This is a genomic window from Streptococcus sp., assembly GCF_019414905.1.
Lineage (GTDB): Bacteria > Bacillota > Bacilli > Lactobacillales > Streptococcaceae > Streptococcus.
Window position 1 is genome coordinate 1 of the sequence record NZ_DXLC01000010.1, and the last position, 3,673, is coordinate 3,673.

The following is a 3,673-nucleotide window of genomic DNA, read 5'->3' on the forward strand; positions in this document are numbered from 1 at the left end:
TGCTTGACCTCGGTGCTAATGCAGAAAATACAGCCCAGCACCTCCATCAATACGCTGTCCTAGGTTCTTTCTATGCCAAGAATGTTCGTGGCATTGCGCAACCACGTGTTGGCTTGCTCAACAACGGAACAGAGAGTAGCAAGGGTGATCCGCTTCGTAAGGAAACTTATGAATTACTAGTGGCTGATGAAAGTTTAAACTTTATCGGAAACGTGGAAGCGCGTGATTTGATGAATGGCGTTGCAGATGTTGTTGTGGCAGATGGTTTCACGGGAAACGCTGTGCTCAAATCCATTGAAGGGACAGCCATGGGAATCATGGGCTTGCTCAAGACCGCTATTACAGGTGGTGGTCTCCGAGCGAAACTAGGCGCCCTCCTTCTCAAGGATAGCCTCAGAGGTTTGAAAAAACAGCTCAACTACTCAGATGTTGGTGGAGCGGTCTTGTTTGGAGTCAAGGCACCAGTTGTCAAGACTCATGGCTCAAGCGATGCCAAGGCTGTTTATAGTACGATTCGCCAGATTCGTACCATGCTAGAAACAGACGTAGTTGCCCAGACTGCGCGTGAATTTTCAGGAGAATAAAAGAGATGACAGAAAAAGAAATTTTTGACCGTATTGTGACCATTATCCAAGAGCGACAGGGAGAGGACTTTGTCGTGACAGAATCCTTGAGTCTGAAAGATGATTTGGATGCTGACTCAGTCGACTTGATGGAGTTTATCTTGACACTGGAAGATGAATTTAATATCGAAATCAGTGATGAGGAAATTGACCAACTCCAAAGTGTAGGAGATGTGGTTAAAATCATTCAAGGAAAATAAAGATAAGAAGTTCCAAGGCATTTGCTTTGGAATTTTTCTTTGGTTCAAGTGACCGTTTAGGAACAGATTTAGTCTTTCTAGGGACAGGAGAAATCTGAGGAGAAATAAGGAATATAATGAAATTAGAAAAATCAATCTCCAAAAAGGAGATAAAAGAAAGGATTTTCACGATGAAAAAATATCTTTATTCTAGTTTGTTAGTTCTTGCAGGAGGCGTTCTCCTAGCAAATACTACGGTAGCCTATGCTGATTCCCCATCAGCAAGTGAGAAAGAAGCGATTGCTCAATTAGTTAATCAAGGCAAGATAAAAGCTGAAGAAGCTGATCAAGTAAAATTGATTGGTTTTGAAGATAAAGAAACTCAAGCAGAGGGCAATCAAGAGAAGAAAGCTTTCAATCAATATCGTGATCCTAAAGGAACATGGATGCAAACCAATGGTAAATGGTGGTTTAAATACGGTTCAGGTGGGTATGCTAAAAATTGGGAACAATTAGATGGCAAGTGGTACTATTTTGATGACCAAGGATGGATGAAAGAAAATACTTGGATTCAACCTGATGGCAATTATTACTACTTATCTGCTAGTGGTGCTATGGTCACTGGTTATCAACGTGTGAATGGTACACCATATTTCTTTAGAGAAAGTGGTGTATGGGTAGAAAATCGTGGGCAAGCTCTTGGTGAATATGCAAAGACATTTGTAGGAAAAATCCCATATGTTTGGGGTGGGGCAGATTTGAATAGTGGCGTAGATTGCTCAGGATTTACGATGGCTATTCATGCTAAGTTTGATATTAGTATTCCTAGAGTAACCTATGGTCAAGCAACAGGAGGAAGTTATGTAAGTAATGGTTCTCAACAAGCTGGAGATTTGATTTTGTATAATAGTGAAGGGACAAATGACCATGTAGGTATTTATGTTGGTGGCGGAAAGGTAGTTCATGCTCCGTATCCAGGTCAATATGTTTCTTATATGGATCAATACGGTATTACTCAAAATACAATTCGTAGATATTGGTAATATTGTCTAATCTTTCACAATATTATTGACTTTGATTATGAAAAGTATTAGAATATAGCTAAATAAAGAGGGGAAGCCCTCCTGTAGCTATTCAATAAAGGAGGAATTGGCTATGAAAAAATCTAAACTACTCACTCTTGGTCTGCTTGTAGGTGCTGGTCTGCTTTTGTCAATCAATCAAGCACAAGCTGCAGATACTTGGGTTAAAAATGGTGCTGACTGGAATCTTTCACAAGATGGTAGTCTAGCTAAGGATAAATGGGTACAAAATGCTGGCTCATGGTATCACTTCGACAGCACTGGTAAAATGCAGACAGGCTGGCTCAAAGACGGCAATACTTGGTATTCTCTAGCAGATAGTGGTGCTATGCGCACAGGCTGGTACAAGGAAGGAAATACATGGTACTCACTAGCAGATAGTGGTGCTATGCGCACAGGTTGGTACAAAGAAGGATCTACATGGTATTACCTCAAAGGCAGTGGCGCTATGGCAACAGGATGGGCGACTCCAAATGGTAAATGGTCTTACTTTGAAAAATCAGGTGCTATGGTCGCAGATAGAGCTGTTCCAGCCAGTGATGGGGAAAGTTATGTCATTGGTAAGGATGGTTATCTAGCAAATAGAAAAGATGCTGGATACAATATTCATGATATTGTCAAACTTGGAGATGGGCAAGAATATTTGCTAAATGCTAAAGGTGACGATGTTATTATTGAAAAAAATGCTTGGTATATCAGACCAGAGTTCAAGAAGTTTTCTAATAAATATGGAGATGAGGTTGCAAATACTACCTTAGCTTTAGTGGATAATAAAGAAGAAGGACAAGAAATTGATCCTAAGGCAGTTGTACAGAACTTCCAAAACTTACCAAATCGCTACTACTTTGATGAAAATGGACATCGTGTGATTAATATCCCAGCAATGACAACCTATTCAGAGATTAAAAAAGTTGGCAATGATGTCTATTTAGAAAATCCAGGTGCACGACTTCGTCTTGGGGCTACCCACTTTACAATCAATAACAATAAACTATACTATTTAGAAAATGAGAAAGGTAAGCTCAAAACAGGTTACTTTGTATTGATTGATGATGGAGCAACCACTACTCACCATCACATTCTAGCCTATGCGGATCAATCTGGTGAGATTCTTAAGATGAAACGCTTACCATCAGGAGTTTCAGATTATCTTGATAAAGAAATTGATGGTTTATATGGTGAAAAAATTAAAATTGAATCTCCACACTCAAACGAATATTATAAAGTGGTTGTGGTTAAATAAAAATAATATCTTCACAACTAATTGTTAACACTCTAACCAATATACCATTTTCAGGAGGCTTTAGATTTCTTGTATTTTAAAAGGAAACTAAAGCCTTTTGTAGATGGAACAGGGGATAGAGTTATCTATAAAATAATGAAAAGGAGTCAGTCATGGAAATGAAAAATACATTTGTAGAATTAGAACAATTTGAAGAGTTAACCCCAGAGGTATTGGAGGAAGTGAATGGTGGAGGGATTTTTGAAGATATTTACCATTGGCTACATCTACTCCCAGATCCAAGATAGTATTTTGATTAAAATGTGTTAACTAAACAGATTTATGATTATATTACTTGAATTTTTAGTGTTTATATTGATTTTAATCAATATTTTAGCTCCTCCGATTTATCTAGGTAGTCAACTCTCTAAAGCATTTTATGACAAACGCTCTATATTTCTTTGGGTAGTTTTTCATCTATTTGCTACCTTCGTTTTTCCGAGTTTCTTGCATGTTGCCAATTTATTATTCTTTTATATAATATTTTGGATTGTGTTAAAGAAAAAG

The 3,673-nt window shown here is 38.1% G+C and carries 4 protein-coding genes and 2 pseudogenes; all 6 read left to right on the forward strand.

From position 1 onward, the window contains the following. Positions 1-584, forward strand: a pseudogene (locus QZ359_RS00180) (phosphate acyltransferase); the annotation flags it as partial. Positions 585-589: 5 nt separating this feature from the next. Further along, a complete protein-coding gene (locus tag QZ359_RS00185; protein ID WP_000136446.1) occupies positions 590-823 on the forward strand; it encodes an acyl carrier protein in 234 nt (77 codons plus the stop codon). A 170-nt stretch (positions 824-993) separates the two neighbouring features. Further along, positions 994-1,845, forward strand: a complete 852-nt coding sequence (locus QZ359_RS00190) for a C40 family peptidase (RefSeq protein ID WP_203175741.1) — start codon at positions 994-996, stop codon at positions 1,843-1,845. Between the two features lie 112 nt (positions 1,846-1,957). Then, positions 1,958-3,127, forward strand: a complete 1,170-nt coding sequence (locus QZ359_RS00195; protein ID WP_203175740.1) for an N-acetylmuramoyl-L-alanine amidase family protein — start codon at positions 1,958-1,960, stop codon at positions 3,125-3,127. A gap of 152 nt (positions 3,128-3,279) precedes the next feature. Beyond that, the gene (locus QZ359_RS00200) at positions 3,280-3,414 is read left to right on the forward strand and encodes a ComC/BlpC family leader-containing pheromone/bacteriocin (RefSeq protein ID WP_000425302.1); all 135 of its coding nucleotides are present in this window, start codon (positions 3,280-3,282) and stop codon (positions 3,412-3,414) included. A gap of 34 nt (positions 3,415-3,448) precedes the next feature. Then, a pseudogene (locus QZ359_RS00205) lies at positions 3,449-3,673 on the forward strand (histidine kinase); the annotation flags it as partial.